Annotated in this window: 12 protein-coding genes; 5 read left to right on the top strand and 7 right to left on the bottom strand. The window is 43.8% G+C overall.

What is annotated here, in order from left to right; translation table 11 throughout:
* Window positions 1-187 precede the first annotated feature (187 nt).
* Together F6J94_RS04615 and F6J94_RS04610 are read left to right on the top strand one after the other, a co-directional pair.
* The gene (locus F6J94_RS04615) at window positions 188-643 is read left to right on the top strand and encodes an NUDIX hydrolase (RefSeq protein ID WP_293037376.1); all 456 of its coding nucleotides are present in this window, start codon (window positions 188-190) and stop codon (window positions 641-643) included.
* An 88-nt stretch (window positions 644-731) separates the two neighbouring features.
* Window positions 732-1,400, top strand: a complete 669-nt coding sequence (locus tag F6J94_RS04610; protein WP_293037371.1) for a PEP-CTERM sorting domain-containing protein — start codon at window positions 732-734, stop codon at window positions 1,398-1,400.
* Between the two features lie 945 nt (window positions 1,401-2,345).
* On the opposite strand, the gene F6J94_RS04605 is transcribed toward F6J94_RS04610, so the two are convergent.
* Complete coding sequence (locus F6J94_RS04605; protein WP_293037366.1) at window positions 2,346-3,287, bottom strand: alpha/beta hydrolase; 942 nt, start codon at window positions 3,285-3,287, stop codon at window positions 2,346-2,348.
* On the opposite strand from F6J94_RS04605, the gene F6J94_RS04600 reads away from it, so the two are divergent.
* Window positions 3,286-4,398, top strand: a complete 1,113-nt coding sequence (locus tag F6J94_RS04600) for an AraC family transcriptional regulator (RefSeq protein ID WP_365939917.1) — start codon at window positions 3,286-3,288, stop codon at window positions 4,396-4,398. The genes F6J94_RS04605 and F6J94_RS04600 overlap by 2 nt on opposite strands.
* A gap of 1,121 nt (window positions 4,399-5,519) precedes the next feature.
* Here the strand turns inward: F6J94_RS04600 and F6J94_RS04595 are convergent.
* The 3 genes from F6J94_RS04595 to F6J94_RS04585 all read right to left on the bottom strand — a co-directional run bounded on the left by F6J94_RS04595 (window position 5,520) and on the right by F6J94_RS04585 (window position 9,650).
* Window positions 5,520-6,899, bottom strand: a complete 1,380-nt coding sequence (locus F6J94_RS04595; protein ID WP_293037361.1) for an MATE family efflux transporter — start codon at window positions 6,897-6,899, stop codon at window positions 5,520-5,522.
* Between the two features lie 385 nt (window positions 6,900-7,284).
* Complete coding sequence (locus F6J94_RS04590; protein WP_293037357.1) at window positions 7,285-8,382, bottom strand: family 10 glycosylhydrolase; 1,098 nt, start codon at window positions 8,380-8,382, stop codon at window positions 7,285-7,287.
* Between the two features lie 131 nt (window positions 8,383-8,513).
* Window positions 8,514-9,650 carry a citrate synthase gene (locus F6J94_RS04585; protein WP_293037352.1) on the bottom strand — a complete coding sequence of 379 codons (1,137 nt, stop codon included), beginning with the start codon at window positions 9,648-9,650 and terminating at the stop codon, window positions 8,514-8,516.
* A 344-nt stretch (window positions 9,651-9,994) separates the two neighbouring features.
* Between F6J94_RS04585 and F6J94_RS04580 the strand changes: the two genes are divergently transcribed.
* Both F6J94_RS04580 and F6J94_RS04575 read left to right on the top strand, forming a co-directional pair.
* Complete coding sequence (locus F6J94_RS04580) at window positions 9,995-10,150, top strand: hypothetical protein (RefSeq protein WP_293037348.1); 156 nt, start codon at window positions 9,995-9,997, stop codon at window positions 10,148-10,150.
* Window positions 10,151-10,203: 53 nt separating this feature from the next.
* Window positions 10,204-10,764 carry a transposase gene (locus F6J94_RS04575; protein ID WP_293037428.1) on the top strand — a complete coding sequence of 187 codons (561 nt, stop codon included), beginning with the start codon at window positions 10,204-10,206 and terminating at the stop codon, window positions 10,762-10,764.
* A 1,020-nt stretch (window positions 10,765-11,784) separates the two neighbouring features.
* Here F6J94_RS04575 and sixA read toward each other — a convergent pair.
* From sixA to F6J94_RS04560, 3 genes are all read right to left on the bottom strand, one after another.
* Window positions 11,785-12,282: a phosphohistidine phosphatase SixA gene (sixA, locus tag F6J94_RS04570; protein ID WP_293037345.1), complete on the bottom strand. Its 498-nt coding sequence runs from the start codon at window positions 12,280-12,282 to the stop codon at window positions 11,785-11,787.
* Window positions 12,283-12,768: 486 nt separating this feature from the next.
* A complete protein-coding gene (locus F6J94_RS04565; RefSeq protein ID WP_293037342.1) occupies window positions 12,769-14,016 on the bottom strand; it encodes a bifunctional oligoribonuclease/PAP phosphatase NrnA in 1,248 nt (415 codons plus the stop codon).
* Between the two features lie 124 nt (window positions 14,017-14,140).
* Window positions 14,141-14,638 carry an HNH endonuclease gene (locus F6J94_RS04560; RefSeq protein ID WP_293024617.1) on the bottom strand — a complete coding sequence of 166 codons (498 nt, stop codon included), beginning with the start codon at window positions 14,636-14,638 and terminating at the stop codon, window positions 14,141-14,143.
* Window positions 14,639-14,706: the final 68 nt, after the last annotated feature.

Raw genomic sequence — 14,706 nt, 5'->3', positions numbered from 1 at the left:
ATTGTAACTCAGGCGAGAGATAAAATTCCGTCTAGTGCATGGATTTTTCGGTCAGACTAATCGGATCTAGAGCATTTATGACAATATTAATTGTCAGAATTTATGATCGAAACTTCCCTACTCCCTACTCCCTACTCCCTACTCCCTTTGCTATATGATAAATACTCAAGCATATTTTATCTAACCCATGACTTCTACTCAATACCGTAATCCTGCTCCCACTGTTGATATCATTATTGAACTAATCGACCGACCCCATCGACCGATTATTTTGATAGAACGGCAGAATCCCCCCCTAGGCTGGGCAATTCCCGGTGGCTTTGTAGATTACGGCGAGTCGGTAGAAACAGCAGCGGTGCGAGAAGCTAAGGAAGAAGTCAGCTTACACGTTGAACTAATTGAGCAATTCCAGGTGTATTCCGACCCTAATCGTGATGCCCGTAAGCATACCATTAGTATTGTCTTTTTAGCTACAGCAACGGGTGTTCCAAAAGCGGCTGATGATGCTAAAAATCTTGGCATTTTTCACCCTTGGGAAGTGCCATCTAATCTCTGCTTTGACCACAACAAAATTTTGCAGGATTATTGGAATTATCGTCATTATGGAATTAGACCTAGGCTATCTGCGGAAGTGATACAGTAACTCATCAACTACGGATACATTGAACTAACCTGAATGCAAACATCAGCCTGTAATCCTGATAATTAAGAACAGTTAAGGATTACCACTCATGAACATCAAGCCCTCTTTAATGGCAGCTGCTACTGTAACAATCGCTGCTTCTACATTGAACGCCATCTCTGCCGAAGCGGCTGTTCTTGACTTCGATATTTCTCCGTTTACCGGTGATCCAGCTACAGTCAACATTACTTTAGAGGAAGTTGGCAATGATGTTAAGTTTAACTTTGAAGTGACTGATACCTTGGCCGACATCACTGGGGTATTCTTCGATATTAACGACACTTTCAATTTGAACTCAAATGATTTGAGTGTTAGTGGCAATGATGTAACCGGGAGTTTGGTAACCAATACTAGCAATCTTGGCAATGGTGTCAATCTGAACGGTGGTGGTCCTAGCAACCCTGGCTCATTCGATTTTGGTTTAAAGATTGGCACCAATGGTATCGGAACTGATGATATTCAATCCACTAGCTTTATCCTATCTCACGCTACAGAAGCCTTAACGATCGATATGTTTGAGGAGCAAAAGTTTGGAGTGCGTCTGCAAAGTGTAGGGTCTAATCGTGAAGGCAGTAGTAAACTAACAGCAATATCCCCTATAAAAGTTATCCGCCCCTCTGACCCCAAACCAGTTAGTGTACCGGAACCCTCCACTCTACTGGGATTAGGCTTATTCGCTGTAGGTCTAGCTGGGACACGCCGCATTGTCAAAACCTAAGGAGTTGATATCAATCAAGCGGCTTTTGTCTTGGATATTACTAATAGTAGAGTAGAAAATTCGTTTGTTATCAATCGGTAAGGATATGCGCTACGCGCATATCCTTATACCAATGGGGAAATAATAAAATTGGATTGTGATTCTATCGTCGTCACAAACAATGATTGTTCTTGATAAAGGATACTCAGGAATTTGATGCTTCAGTTTCTGTAATCGAAGAATTCGAGAGATTAACTAAGCGCAGGGTGTATCTACTTTTCTTTGGGACTGAAAAAGTATAAGAAAAAAAATAATACCTGCTGATAATATCACCTTAGGATCTAATATCTTAGAGTTTACAGATAGCTTCCAAAACTTTTAACAATTGAAGATAACTCTCAGATTACATCAAGTTTAGTAATGGCATCAGCTGATAAGTTGGTGAAGTTTCCTGGTGCAGATAAACAAATTGATAGCGTAAACCATTCGTCACTAGCCCCCATACGGATTTTTGTTGAAAATGTTAGTTACCCTTATTATATCAAAAGCATCTAAAATTTAAACTAAAGGATCGTAATTCTATTTTAGTAAATATTGTAGTTATTATGCTACAATCAATCAAAAGAGTTAGCCATTGAAAAGTTAGCCAATGCTTTACCTCTTGGAATAAAGTTTGAAAGTAAAAGAAAAAGACTACAGCGCTTCTTGATGCAGCGCGCTGCATCAAGACAATGAATTGAGAGTTAATTTGGGACTGTATCTTGCCTGAGTTAATTGGCCTCAAAGCCTTATACAGCAAGCTTTTCATGGCTCATGTCACCCCCTCAGCCATGTCATACCAAATCCGGCTTACAGAGAACCCTTTCTTATTGAGAAAAGACTGATATACATAAATATTAATTGATAATAAGGGACCTATCTCAACAGGATTTGGTATCAGTATTAATTTCAAGGCAAAATTAGCTTTTAATGTTTTTGGAAGAATGTATCCATTGCCGTGATAGCACGATCTACATCTGCATTGATGTCATAGAGCGATACATGACTTGCACCTGAAATCTCAACCAGCTCTTTCGGTTCGCTTGCAGCCTCATAAAATTTTACTGTCAATGAGCCAGTATCCTGTAATGCCTTCTCACCGTAGATACCGATGTAGGGTGTGTAAAGATAGGGTGCATAGGACTGAGCATCAGCTAGCATTGGTGTTTCCAGCAGAAAAGTTGGCGACTTGTGAGAGTAGTTAGGATAGGTTTCAGCTCCAGCCCGTTTGGTCATGTAGAACTCATAGCCTTCATACTGAGCTGATTTTTTGTCGAGGGAGTCGAGATCCAAACTTTCCATACCAAGGGCATCCATGTATTCGACTTTACCCGTTTCATAAAACTTTTGCCGTCCCGCATTTGCTGTTGCGATGGCAGCGCAAACAGTTTCACGGTCTATCGTTTTGAAATAACTTGTTTGATTACTCATCATGCCAGAGACGGTTGCGATCGCTTTGAGCCTTTTATCCGTAGTTGCCACTAGGGCCATATAGCCACCACTGGCGCACATGCCAAGGCCAAAAAGGCGATCTCTATTAACAAAGGGTAAGGTGCCCAGAAAACTAATCCCATCGCGGATGCTTTCCATCTTAATGTTGGCGTTCTCATAGTTGCGAATTTCACCTTCACTGTCACCATAGCCAACGTGGTCGAAGGCTAAAGCAACATAGCCCTTCTCGGCCAGCTTGTGGCAATAGATCGCACCACTCTGTTCCTTGACCTGATTGAAGGGAGGCGAATAGATAACAGCTGGATAGCTGTTAGAAGGATCAAAGTCTCTAGGAACATATAGATTAGCCGCTAGAGTATATCCCTGGCTTTTAAAGGAAATCTCGTTTTTTCCGGGATTAAGGATCAGATTAAACATGTTTTATTCCTATCTACATAGTTTGATTAGCAGAGTCTTCAGCACGATTTTCAGGACTTCTCCACAGAGCATTTATGACCTTAGAATGTGCCCCAAGCGCTCTGCGTCTACTTGCAGATTAATCCCTTGGAATCTTCTAAAACAAGCCTATTCCTCTCATTTTTTTGCCTATTTATCTCAGAGAAGGATCAATATAGTCAAAATAAGTCATCCTAGATTCATGAATATGTGTAAGATTGTCCATCTTATTAATCGTCACGCAAGTTCCGAGGGCGTAAACGATACCCCTATTGAGGGATTACAACTGTTTCGAACGAGTCACCTTGTGGAACGATTGCCAGGGGTATACGAACCTGGCATTTGCGCCATTGTCCAGGGTAGGAAACGAGCATATTTGAACGGCACAACGCAAATCTATGATAAGAACCAATACTTGTGCTGTACGCTGCCTCTTCCTGTAGAGGCAGAGGTGATCGAGGCATCACCGGAAAAACCCCTACTTGGTCTTTGGTTGGGCATTGAGACTCCCACAATGTTTGAAACTGTTATTGACATGGCAGCTATAGACAGTTCCAGCACCTCCAGTACCGAAATAGTACCTGGGCTAACTGTGGCCAAATGGGATAACGAATTTACGAAGGCACTTCAGCGCATCCTGGAATTGCTAGATGATCCTGTTGCCCTCAATATACTCGGCAACGGTAGGCTTAAAGAACTGATGTTTGCCGTTCTTCGAGGCGAGGCTGGGTGCTCGGTTTACCAAGTATTTGGTGGAGGAATGCAGAAAATATCGCGGGCCTTGACCTTCCTGAGAGCCAATCTTCATGAAGCTATCTCGATTGACGAGTTGGCCAAGGAAGCAGGCATGAGCCGCGCAGCGTTTCACCGCAAGTTCAAGGAAATCACGACTTATTCCCCTATTCAGTTTATTAAGCTTCATCGCCTCAATGATGCATCCAGGCTTATTGTGAGTGGCTCTACAGTTGCTGAGGCCGCATATCAAGTGGGTTACTCTAGCCCATCTCAGTTTAGTCGAGATTTCCGGCGGTATTTTGGCCAATCCCCTCGCCAGTGGCAGGGCTATTCCATTATAGAAAAAAAAGGTTTATAGTGAAGCAATAGCCCGAAAAAATGGCATAATTCCGATAATATACCCAAATCCTGAAGAAAAGCTTAATCGACGTTTCTCTTGCAAATACTTGATCACCCTTGATCCTCATGGTCTTCGTCATCCTCTATGGCTAGTGCTTCTAATTATCATTATGGGGATGATCAGTGGTTATTGAGGTTATCGACAATTGGGTAGATTTGTGGAACGCCACCGAGCCCGAATTAATTAGTAGACTTCAAATTCATGCATGCTCGTGTTCCTTCTTATTCAGCAATCAGAAGAGTCATGATTAATTTAGATTACGAAGAACTCCAAGTTGTGTTTAATCAATGGAGTAAACAGTCCGGTGCGCTTTCCTATCAGCTTTGAGGAGATGCACCCAATGGCCGCATGGCCGCTCAAGTAGCGTGCCCATAGCCCATAAGCTGAATGCTTACAGTCTTCGAGGTCAGAATTCAGTATTGCCAAGGGAGAGCCGGTGACTTGCTGAAAAGCCGGGATTGATGATCGTGATTTTTTTTTGCATTATAGAAGTAACTCCTACTTGGTTGGGAGGAAAGCCGCGCTGGTGATGATTAACGGCCATGCTCAGCGCGGTTATTAGTATCAGTCTTTACCTTCTTTAGTATAGATAAATTCTCGAAAAAATGCAAGGGCTAATTAAAAAAAATTACATTTATTTACAAATAATAGTTATAGCGACTTAAGTTACTAGTAGTTAACGTTTTTATAGCTACTATGGTTGAGTAATTATCATAGTTGATATCGGGGAAAAGGATTAGAAATTAATCATTTGTATTGACAGGCATAAGGTTTTGCAGCCTGCGGAACACTATTGTTTTATATAGCGCTTTTAAATTAGGTGAGGTACATGTTTTTAGGGAGCTTTGGAGCTGGAAGCAGTGAAATCAGAAGGTAAGCCTATGGGCACTTATCACAGGCTAGAAGCCTGTTCCACCCACGCTACGGGAACAGCTGTCAGCCGTCAGTGGTCAGTAGTCAGCCTTTGGCTGAAAGCTGAAAGCTGAAAGCTGAAAGCTGATCGCTGATCGCTGATCGCTGATCGCTGATCGCTGATAACTGAAAGCTGAAAGCTGAAAGCTGATAGCTGATCGCTTACCTCAAAGCTGACCAATGCCAGCAGAAACTGATTTTTTCTCCAATGCTGAAACAGTTTTGATATTACAAGTTTTTTGATTCCAGATATATGCCCCTAAACCAACAGCTAGGTTAGAAATACAGGCAGCGGCAAAGATACCATTCACGCCAAATAGGTGACTGCCTAGATAGGCCAGTGGTATGTAAAGCACCAGCATCCGAGTCACCATCATCACCACTGATGGTAAGGGTTTACCTAAGGCATTAAAGGTGGAACTGGCAACTAGAATCACGCCTGCTCCGGCATAGCTAATCGGAACAATAAGTAGGTAAGTGGCGGTAATTGTGATTACTTCTGGGTTGCTGTTAAACAGGGAGGCTAACCAAGGAGCTGTGGCAGCAAGAATCACTGTTACTAGCACTCCCCAAAATAAGCAAAATAGGAAACTTAGACGCAAGGCTTGATGGACACGGAGGTATTTTTTCGCCCCCCAGTTTTGCCCTACAAACGGTCCAATGCTGGCAGAGATTGCAATTAGGACAATCTGGCTAAAGGATTCTACTCGTGAGGCAATGCCAAAACCTGCTACTGCTATAGTTCCGTAACCAGCTAGCAACCCAGTGATCACACCAATAGATATGGGAAATACCATGCTGGTTCCAGCAGCAGGCAAACCCACATAGAGAATTTTTTTCCAGGATTCTAAAATTACTCTCAGCTTGGGCAGGTTGAAGCAAAGCATCTGCAGCCGATTGTTGAGAAACCACAAGGCTACAACTAGGGTGGTGGCGCGGGAAATTACTGTTGCGATCGCTGCCCCTGCCAGTTCTAATCGAGGAAATCCTCCCAGTCCGAGGATTAATACTGGATCGAGGGCAATATTGACGAATGCAGCAACGGTCATTATCACGCTGGGAATAGCAGTATTGCCGGAAGCGCGGATAGCATTGTTACCCACCATCGGGATAACCAGACAAATCATTCCCCAATACCAAATCTGCATGTAACTACGAATCAGTGGTAGCACATCGGCATCAGCTCCTAAGGCCGTGAATAGGGGATCGATAGTTGCTAATCCCAGGAACGTGAACAGTGCTACTACTAGCAGAGACAGGGTTAGGCTATCTGTTGTCAGTCGCCGCACTTTCTGGAGATCGCCCTCTCCAATAGCACGGGCAATCACAGAGGATGCTCCCACCCCCAACCCCATGGCTAGACTACCTAAAGTCATCACCACCGGAAAGGTGAAACTCATAGCTGCTAGGGGTTTGGTTCCCAGTTGTCCGACAAAATAGGTGTCAATCAGGTTGAAAGCAATAACTGCAAACACTCCCCAAATCATGGGTATCGTTAGTCGGGTTAGCTGGGAGCTCACCTTCCCTTCAATCAGGTTTTGCTTCATGGTAGGGCATGCCTTAATTAAACTTAATAAAATTTTACTAAATTTAAAATTTAATGGGTTTTGAGGATTTATCTTAGGACTTACGCAAATCCCTCAATTTAACGCTACCTGTAGGGTGGGCAAGGTTTTGCCCACCCTACCCATGGATTATGTGCGTAAGTCCTGTATCTATAGACAAGGCAAGAGGATAAAAGTGATAAATGGGTCAAAAATAGTAAATTAAGTAAATAGTTTCGCCTAATCCATAACGAATGGGTTTAGTTTTTAGCTAACTGCTGAGAGCTGATATAGCAATCCCTGTAGGAATTGAGATAATTGTGCTCCCTGTTCCCTATTCCCTATTCCCTGTTCCCTGTTCCCTGTTCCCTTTGCTATACCTAACTACTTAAACTAATAGTTTCAGAAACCTTATAAATTTAAATAAAAGCTTCTTTGTGCCTAAGTAAGTTTTAACAAACGCTTCTTTGTGCTCTGGTTTTACATGACGAAATGGACTATAGGTAGATTCCCAACAAAAAAGAGAATAACCATAACCAGAGTTTTGGGCTATTTTTATCTGCTTGTTGAGTTCATTGATGGGCTTAGGGCGATAGAATTCTCCACTGTAGATACCTACGGCTACCGGAACGTAATAACTAGCTTCTCGTAAACCAGAAGATTTTAGAGTATTGATTACTTCTTGGCTGGTCTTGCGATAAATTTGGACGATCACTTCATCAATCAAGCCTTGGCGTACCCAATACAACCAATTTTGAGAATATTTTCTGTAGGAAAAACTTGGGGAGTTGGGGGAAAGAGATATAATTAAATTAGGGTTATTTTTTTTAACAGCTTGGTAAATTTTACGGGTTAATTCTGTCATCACTCTGGCGTGATTTCCAAACTGAGTTGGAATGCCCCAATGATCGTCTAGTTGAATACCATAGAGGTTGGGATAGTTCTTAGCCACTTCAGTAAATAAATTAATGAAGTACTGTTGAACATCTGGGTGGTTTGGATTTAGCCACAGATGTTGATCGATAGCTTTTTCTCCTGTTGATGTCTTCAGGAGCCAATCGGGATGCTGCTTAGCAAATTTTGAATTAAGATGAAGCATCATGCCATGCTCATACCAAGCATAGATTTTTAATCCTTGTCGTTCACCTTCTTTAATGGCGGCTTTTAGGGGGTCGGTGAAGGGTAAGGTAATCCGGTTATTTTTGAGGGAATAGTTACTAGGATAGGTAGTTCCACCATTATAAACATCAACGTAAATTCGATTAAAATTCAGACCAGATAACTGGTGAAATACATTGTCAGTTTGTCCTATATAGGAGAGAAAGTTGTTACCGACATGAGTTACCCAAATTCCTTGAATTTTATTGGTGGTTTTTGGGGTATGGCGAGGGGCAGGAATGATAATGTTAACTCCTACCAACAGCACCACTCCTATTAATATCCAAATTATAAATTTATTGAATTTTTTTCTTAACGGAAATTTCATTAGTTAATTGGTAATTGGTAATTGGTAATTCTTATTTTCCTGGGTATATGCGCTAGCTCCCAGCTTTGTGGACAAACCTCAAGAATCACCAACGCCCAAATCACCAATAACTAATAACTAATGACTAACGACTAACGAGCTTCGATAGGAATATAGGGAGAATCGTGAGTGCCAGTGTAAACTTGAGTAGGTCTAAAAATTCGATTGACTGCTAGCTGTTCCTTCCAGTGAGCTAGCCAACCTGCAACCCGTGCGATCGCAAACACTGGTGTAAACAAGTCACTCGGAATACCCAGCTTCCGGTAAACTAAGCCGGAATAGAAATCCACATTAGGATAAATCCCCTTGTGACCCAGTTTTTCCTCCACTGCTTTTTCCAACTCCAAAGCAATGTCGTAGTACTTGTCTGTGCCAGATTCCTTAAACAGTTGTTCCGCTAAGTTCTGAAGTATAGTTGCTCGCGGGTCTTTTACCTTATAGACTCGGTGACCGCAACCCATAATTTTTTCTTTGCGCTGCAAGCGCTCCTCCAAGTATGGGTGGACATTCTCCACTGAGCCGATGGTTTCCAACATGGTAATCACTTCTTCATTCGCCCCTCCGTGTAACGGACCAGCTAGAGTTCCCACCGCTGATGCCACTACTGCATAGGGGTCAGTAAGAGTAGAAGCAGTCACCAGAGCCGAAAAAGTAGAGGGATTGATAGTATGTTCGGCATGGAGTGTCAGGCAAACATCAAAGACATGAGCCTCTAGGGGAGTGGGCTCTTCCTCATTGAGCATATACAGAAAGTTAGCTGCATAGTCAAGATCATCCCGAGGGCGTACTGGATCGTCCCCTTTGCGCATCTGCTTAAATGCTGCTACCATGGTAGGGATCTTAGCCAACAGGCGAACCACGGCTCCCCGAATGTATTGTGGATTGTCTAAAGCCCGCTTGGAGTAAAACAGACCCAAAGCAGCAGCAGAGGCTTGTAGAGCATCCATCGGATGACCAGTTTCTGGAAAACATTTCATCATGTCCCGGATGCTGTACTTGATCCGTCGGTGGAGGCGAACGTCCTCCTGGAATTCATAAAGTTCGTTCTTAGTAGGGAGCTCACCCCAAATCAGTAGATACGCGGCTTCTAGGAAAGTACTTTTTGATGCGAGTTCTTCGATCCTAATGCCACGATACTCTAGTATTCCCTTCTGCCCATCAACGTAGCTGATACTGGATTGAGCTGCTGGAATGCCTTCTAAACCTGGCTGGTACTCGCAAGCTATCATGTTATTACCTACAGAACTGGTTGACTGACAAAAAATGAAGTCAAAAGTGCTCAAATACTTATCTCGAGAGAGATAGCCGCTCTTGACTAAAGTGAGTGGGAGCCAGCATTCGTTCGGACAGAAACCACTCATACCCTTGGAATGCTGTGAAAAAAACTCCCGTCTATACAATGCCTTGAAGAGCTGGATAGATCAACCTGTGTGTGAGTGGGCACATCTGACCCACCTGACAACCTGTTTATGGATGGTGTCTGCCCTGATCCAGACAGGGGAGGTAAATTTGACCCGTTGGATTCCCGTTCGTCCCATGGTTCGGCCAATATGCCCAAAGCAAACAGCGTCGGATGCAGCGTTGGCTGTATAATGCCCGGATTAACATCCATGGCCAAAAGGCCACGCTACGCGAACGATTGTATAAACCTTTGATCCAGGCAGCCTTAGCAGATTGGGAAGACGATTGTATTTATCTAAGGCAAGGACACTTCGCTGTTTTGGGATAAGTACTGCCTGGTGCGATTGGTCGTAGTCCATCACCGGACGTGCCTTGCCCGTAGTGTGGCGAGTGATGGAACATCCCAGTGCCACGGTTGCATTCAACGATTATCGAGAGATGCTGCAACAAGCCATCCCACGTTTACCTTTAGGGGTTAAGGTCGTATTACTAGCAGATCGAGGGTTTATCCACACCGATTTGATGAAAGCGATGACCAATCAATGGGGTTGGCATTATCGGATTCGTCTGAAAAAAGACACCTGGATTTGGCGAGCCGGTAAAGGTTGGTGTCAGCTCAAAGATTTCCACTTCAAACCCGGTGAAGCCCTGTGTTTTCATAATGTCAGGATTCACAAGGAGCATTGGTATGGCTCGGTTCATCTGATCTTCGGTTGCAACAATATCAATGGTGAGTTTTGGGCGATTGTCAGCAATGAAAAGACGACCCTCCAAACTTTTCAAGAATATGGTTTGCGGTTTGATATCGAGGAAAATTTCTTGGATGACCAATCCAACGGCTGGAATGTGCAAAAGTCAGAAATTCGCTCCGTCTCAGCTCTATCACGATTATGGTTTATCCTGGCAGTGGCCACTCTATACGTCACAGCCGCTTGGTGTTGAGGTGGTAGAAACGGGTAAACGTCGGTGGGTAGACACCCACTGGTTTCGGGGCAACAGCTATTTTCGCATTGGCATAGATTGGGTCAAATCTTATGAGCGAGAATGGCTGGAGACTTATTCGTCGAGTCCGTTTCACCAGTAATCATGATCCTGACCCAACTATGGCTTCGCGCAAGCAACATGAGAAACGAAGCTATCAGCATAAGTTCAAAATACAAACGTACCACTACGCTGTTGAATAGTTTTGTCAGTCAACCAGGTTATTACCTACAGAATCTTCAGTCATCTCAGGGTAACTTACCAGAGATTAGTGGGTGAAGTACCCCAAACTGATCAGCTGAGGTTGGGGATTCCAACTTTCAGGTCAACTCAGGGACGGTTTTATTCGTCTTTAGGGTTTCCCGCTTCATCCGCCGACGCCTCAACCAGAGGCGCGACCCTAGGCCGCGAGGGATTGCTCGCGGCCTAGGAGGCGCGCGCCTGCTGGAATTGGTCTTACTCAGCGTCCACTGGCAGACATCCGCCTTCCGCAGACGTATAGTTTTACGACAGACTCACCTTGGAATTACAGCATCTATGGCTAACCAGCTGGGGCTTGTCTCTTCCCTGATCTCTGCTAGTACTTTGTATACCTTCAGGTCATTACTAACCGGATAAGACCGTTTGTAAGGTAGCCTTTTAGACAGTCAGGCGGGTCAGCAACCATATTCATTTTAGCACGAATCGTCATAGATTGTCGTATCGCTATCCATCCCGGAGACGAAACCTGATTGTTTTGGAGCCTGATTACAAAAGACCGTTACCTTTTATGCATAATCTGCCTACGCTGATTGGCGAACCTACCTTACGGTAACTTCAAACCCACCTTGAAAGAAGGTGGGGAATTCCGCGAGTTTTCTTAAGTCTTCCGTGCTACAAAGATTATTACTTTTTTGTGCTACGATTAATCTCTAGTACTCTTTAACTTATCTGACTCATGAATCGGGGGAGATTCCGAACCCCATCAACCCTGAAAGATTGCTATACTAACCACTTAGGTGAGGTCAGCAAGAATAGCTCACTGCGACCGAAGGGCTTCCCAGTATTAGGAAGCTTTAACCCAATTACTCCAGCTTTTTTTAGCACTAGTTTTTGATCGGATACTCCCCACACCAACATTTCCGCCCAATTAGCTAAATCCGGTTGATGACCAACTAGAGCCAAACGTCTTTGAACATCAGTCTTTCTCCACCTCTGCTGTAGCCAGCTGAGCCATTGGTGAATGTCACCCTCAGGAGCGAGACTATCCGACTCTTCAACCAATGAGCCTAAACCAACATCTTGGAGGATAGCAGCGGTTTCCTTAGCTCTGACCAATGGACTAGTCAAGATTAGGTCAAAGTTTAGCCCTCGTTTATGGAGCTCCTTTGCTACTTTACTAGTTTTTTCATGGCCAATTTTGGTCAGTGGCCGCTCTCGATCGTTGTTGTAGGTGCCTCGCTCAGCAGCAATACCGTGGCGAATTAAGTAGAGTTCCATGGGCTGATTGTTAACAGTAGCTTAAAATGCGATCGCTACACTTAAAATACTCCTGAGTTCATCATTGGCTATTAATTAACTTCAAAAGCGATTCATATCAAACTCATGGCTTAACATTGAGTTTGATATGAATCGCGGACAGAGTTTTCAACAAGTAGGGAACCCAAAAACGTTTATATAGTTTATACTAGAGAGAGTAGGGAAGACAAATTAAGAGCTAACCGCCACCTACTAATCAAAAACAGAACTTATTGTATTGTAAGGCGTGCGGAGGGGCATCCCGGAGACGAAACCTTAGAAGAGTGGAGCCTTAATCATAAAGTTTTAACCCTTTTATGCATAGCCTGCTAACCATAAAGGCTCCACTCTTCTTGCGGTAACTTCTGACCGTATCGTTAATAAAGCTTACCGAGTATCCTAACCGTTGGGTGGAGTTGGTAAGAAGCCTACACTTTAATCTTGGATTCAGTGTGGGAGTATGTCACTCTAGATAACCGTATCCTGGGGATTAACTAACCGCAGTAGTTTTTGCTTGACTTGGGTATCAAACACCTCCCACTTGAGCTTGGCATACTCCGATTTGTCATTAAAACTACTCAAGAATCCCGTCGGAATTTCAAAGCCACCAGCCATCATGCGTCCACCACCAAAGAAACGCCCATGACTGTCTTGACCGAAAGCTTCTTTGATAAATTCATCAGGGTCGAGGGTTAACTTATTGGTTCTCAAGGAACCAATCACCACTTCTAATTCTTGGTCTTCATCGTAAACAATCCCGTAAACCACAGCAGTGTGAACATTTTCTTCAGTAACTAAAAAGTCAGCAGCTTGGGGAATAGCATCCCGGTCTTCATAGCGAAGATAGCCCACACCAGCCATAGAGAAGTTATCTTGGAGAATGCGATATTTAAGCGATCGCTCAATAACATCCATCACTCGACGAGATCGAGATGTCTTGAGTATAGCGTTAAGGAGTTGAGTGTCATAGAAGCGGCTCAGATATCCAGCTGCCAAGAAATCCTCTTCCTGAGCCTGCATCAGCATATTAGTATCAGAGCGCAGACCATGCATCAAAGCTGTCGCACATTTGATATGTTCACTAATGCTACTATCGAGCTGTAGTAACCCAGCCTGAAGGTAATGGGTTAATAGCGTCGCGGTGGCTCTTGCTTGAGGACGAAGGTCAATAAATTCTGCTTTCCACTCCCCTTGACTACTGTGATGATCAAAGATGGCAATTAGAGGAATATTCGCCTTGGTAACAATCGGTAATAGCTGGGTGGTTGTACCCTGGTTATCAATCAGCACATAGCCCTGATACACCGATAAATCTTGATTTTTTGTGGTCTCGACACTGGAGCGTTTGGCTGGTAAACCAGTCAGCTTAACCAGGGCAATGTTTTCCTGGTGAGAGAGGGTCCCAGCATAGACAATATCGCATTGGATATTATACTCCTGGGCAATCAGCTGGTAAGCCCAAGCGCTAGAGAGAGCATCTGGGTCAGGGAAATCTTGTAGGATGATCAGTTGCCGCTCATTTTGATGACGCTCTAGAGTCTCTTGGAACTGTTGTACTTTTGAATGTACTTTTGAACCTGATGTAGACTGCCGCCTTGTTGTTTGGGAATTTCCCACGGAAGGATTTACATCTTGAGTAGATGACGGTTGCGCTTTAGCATCAACCTGTTCTGAATCTAAGCTAGATGCACCACTGTTAAGTAAATTGTTAGTCATTAGTTATGAGTCATTAGTCATTAGCCATTGGTGATTAGCCATTGGTCATTACTCATTAGCCATTACTCATTAGCCATTGCTCAACCCCCTTTTGGCTTCATTAATCGTGGGATGAATTAGCGGACTAAGCACCAATCACATACTTCCGCCACTCCTGATGCCGTCCAGTTTTTAAGTCTTTAGCAATTTCAAAGTGGAGACTACTATAAGGTCTCCGGGGTTGGGTTCGCAACATCATGTTGGCTTCTTTAGGGGTGCGATTCCCTTTTTTGACGTTGCAGCGCACGCAAGCTGTAACAAGATTTTCCCAGGAGTCACCTCCATGGCGAGAACGAGGAATTACATGATCTAACGTTAAGTCATCACCGCTGTAGCCGCAGTATTGACAAGAGTGACCATCACGGTGCAGGATGTTACGACGGGTCAGGGGAATCTCTTTGTAGGGTACCCGGACGTAATGGCGCAGTCTAATCACTGTAGGCAGTGGAAAATCTGCGTAAACGTATTTGCCGTTATGTTCGATACGCTCTGCCTTACCCTTGATCAACAAGACAACTGCCCGTCGCCAGTTGGTGATGTTGAGCGGCTCATAGGAGGCGTTTAACACCAGAACCTTACCCATTGGTGATCTCAGCTAGGAGGATTTTCCCAGATAGTAGCACAGGTTGCTCAATCTGGGTTATTTTTCCA

Source organism: Moorena sp. SIO1F2 (assembly GCF_010672755.1).
Lineage (GTDB): Bacteria > Cyanobacteriota > Cyanobacteriia > Cyanobacteriales > Coleofasciculaceae > Moorena.
Note: the sequence above shows the minus strand (reverse complement) of the source record. Positions and strands in the feature narration are given on the sequence as shown.

Excerpts from the sequence above, each read along its gene's own strand:
- sixA (WP_293037345.1), bottom strand. The coding sequence starts at position 12,282 with ATGGAACTCTACTTAATTCGCCACGGTATTGCTGCTGAGCGAGGCACC.
- F6J94_RS04610 (WP_293037371.1), top strand. The coding sequence starts at position 732 with ATGAACATCAAGCCCTCTTTAATGGCAGCTGCTACTGTAACAATCGCT.
- F6J94_RS04585 (WP_293037352.1), bottom strand. The coding sequence starts at position 9,650 with ATGATAGCTTGCGAGTACCAGCCAGGTTTAGAAGGCATTCCAGCAGCT.
- F6J94_RS04600 (WP_365939917.1), top strand. The coding sequence starts at position 3,286 with ATGTTTTATTCCTATCTACATAGTTTGATTAGCAGAGTCTTCAGCACG.
- F6J94_RS04615 (WP_293037376.1), top strand. The coding sequence starts at position 188 with ATGACTTCTACTCAATACCGTAATCCTGCTCCCACTGTTGATATCATT.
- F6J94_RS04565 (WP_293037342.1), bottom strand. The coding sequence starts at position 14,016 with ATGACTAACAATTTACTTAACAGTGGTGCATCTAGCTTAGATTCAGAA.
- F6J94_RS04590 (WP_293037357.1), bottom strand. The coding sequence starts at position 8,382 with ATGAAATTTCCGTTAAGAAAAAAATTCAATAAATTTATAATTTGGATA.
- F6J94_RS04595 (WP_293037361.1), bottom strand. The coding sequence starts at position 6,899 with ATGAAGCAAAACCTGATTGAAGGGAAGGTGAGCTCCCAGCTAACCCGA.
- F6J94_RS04560 (WP_293024617.1), bottom strand. The coding sequence starts at position 14,638 with ATGGGTAAGGTTCTGGTGTTAAACGCCTCCTATGAGCCGCTCAACATC.
- F6J94_RS04580 (WP_293037348.1), top strand. The coding sequence starts at position 9,995 with ATGCAGCGTTGGCTGTATAATGCCCGGATTAACATCCATGGCCAAAAG.
- F6J94_RS04605 (WP_293037366.1), bottom strand. The coding sequence starts at position 3,287 with ATGTTTAATCTGATCCTTAATCCCGGAAAAAACGAGATTTCCTTTAAA.